General features: G+C 57.9%; 2 protein-coding genes and 1 pseudogene. All 3 read left to right on the forward strand.

Features of this window, described 5'->3' with window-relative positions:
* Window positions 1–193 (forward strand): annotated as a pseudogene (locus tag RM532_RS15760) (alkane 1-monooxygenase); the annotation flags it as partial.
* A 120-nt stretch (window positions 194–313) separates the two neighbouring features.
* On the forward strand, window positions 314–487 hold the full coding sequence (locus RM532_RS15765) for a rubredoxin (protein WP_311654294.1): 174 nt from the start codon (window positions 314–316) through the stop codon (window positions 485–487).
* A gap of 370 nt (window positions 488–857) precedes the next feature.
* Window positions 858–1400 carry a hypothetical protein gene (locus tag RM532_RS15770; protein WP_311654293.1) on the forward strand — a complete coding sequence of 181 codons (543 nt, stop codon included), beginning with the start codon at window positions 858–860 and terminating at the stop codon, window positions 1398–1400.
* The last annotated feature ends 54 nt before the right edge of the window (window positions 1401–1454 follow it).

Below are 1454 nucleotides of genomic sequence, written 5' to 3' on the forward strand. Positions count from 1 at the left end.
CGGTTACCCGGGCGTGTGGTTGCTGGCGATGGTGCCGCCGTTGTGGCGCATGGTGATGGACAAGAAGGTGCTTGAGCACTACGGCTACGACATGAACAAGGTCAATGTCGCCCCGCAGAAGCGCGAGCAGTTGTTCGCCAAGTACCACCATCCGCTGGATACATCGGATACCGACAGTAAGGCCGCTGCCTGACAGGCGGCCGTCGCGACGACGTGCTAGAAACGACGGCCCCGACTCACAAAGAGTCGGGGCCATTTTTGCCACTGACCCACGCACTCGCAGTGCGGGGAAAACTTAGGCGTGGAGTTCATGATGAGTAAATTCCGTTGCCCGAACTGCGGTTTCACGTACGACGAGTCCATTGGCTGCGCCGACGAAGGGTTCCCACCCAATACACCTTGGCCGAAAGTTCCCGATGACTGGGCTTGCCCGGACTGCGCTGTCCGAGAAAAGGTCGATTTTGAGCCGGTGGACAACGGATCTTGACCGTCCCTCGCAATTAGTGCCCGGACTTCCCCGGGTCCGCTAGACATTACTGGCCTGTGATTGAAGCATAGTAGAAAGTGTAATGAGCGGTCAGAGGTATACCCCGGAATTCAAGACGGAATCAGTCCCGATGCCTTCGAGCGCGCCTCGTCGCGAGGGTCGCGAGTGTCTACGGAGCGGGGAAGGAAGACTCTTAGATCGCCCTCGAACCCTTCCTTTAGTTATAGGCCTATTAATACTCCAGGTTGGATATGGTAGTTCCACTTTAACGAGACGTCCTAGCCCACGATCGGCCAGGATGCCGGCAGTTATTTAGGCCCGAGGCGATATACCCGGGCAACCAACGGGATGCATAACAAAGGAGAGCATCGTGAGAAATATCATGAAAAAACTCGCACCGCTTAGCTTGGCGCTTTGCGCCAGCAACGTGTCCGCCCAGGACATCAATATTGTTGTGGCCACACTGGATCAAACAACTACCAGCATTAACCTCGTATCACAGAGCCTGTTATCCGGCGATGTAAATGGCACCGTCGAGGGCCTCGGCCAGGTCGCGGTCGATCTGGCTGGGGTTCTCGGAGATAACACGCCGCTGGAGGCGGTGACAGGCAGCTTGCCCACTAATATCGGAAACACTGCATTCTTTGTGCAAGACGCGTTTCGGGTGGTTGAGTTCGCGGCGAGCAATCCGCTCGCGGATGGCAGCTTGCCGGTGCCACTATTGGGGCTGGTTGTAGGACAGGGCAGCATCATACCGCTCGGTGGCGCTCTGCCACTGGGGGTACTTCAAGGTAATACACAGACGGGGGCGTTATCCGGTCTCGGGCTGACTGAGCTGCCTTTGCTGGTTGGGGACCTGGATCCGGCCACACTGGCCTCATTGCTAGGCGGTGCGACACTGCCCGGCCTTTGATACAACCGGTGCGGATGCCGGCCCCTGGACCGTGGGCCGGGGAAAGGCATCCAT

The sequence above is a fragment of the Spectribacter hydrogenoxidans genome, assembly GCF_031846275.1.
Taxonomy (GTDB): Bacteria; Pseudomonadota; Gammaproteobacteria; order Nevskiales; family Salinisphaeraceae; genus Spectribacter; species Spectribacter hydrogenoxidans.

Bases quoted from the DNA above. Each gene is read 5' to 3' on its own strand.
- RM532_RS15765 (WP_311654294.1), top strand. From the start codon at position 314: ATGAGTAAATTCCGTTGCCCGAACTGCGGTTTCACGTACGACGAGTCC.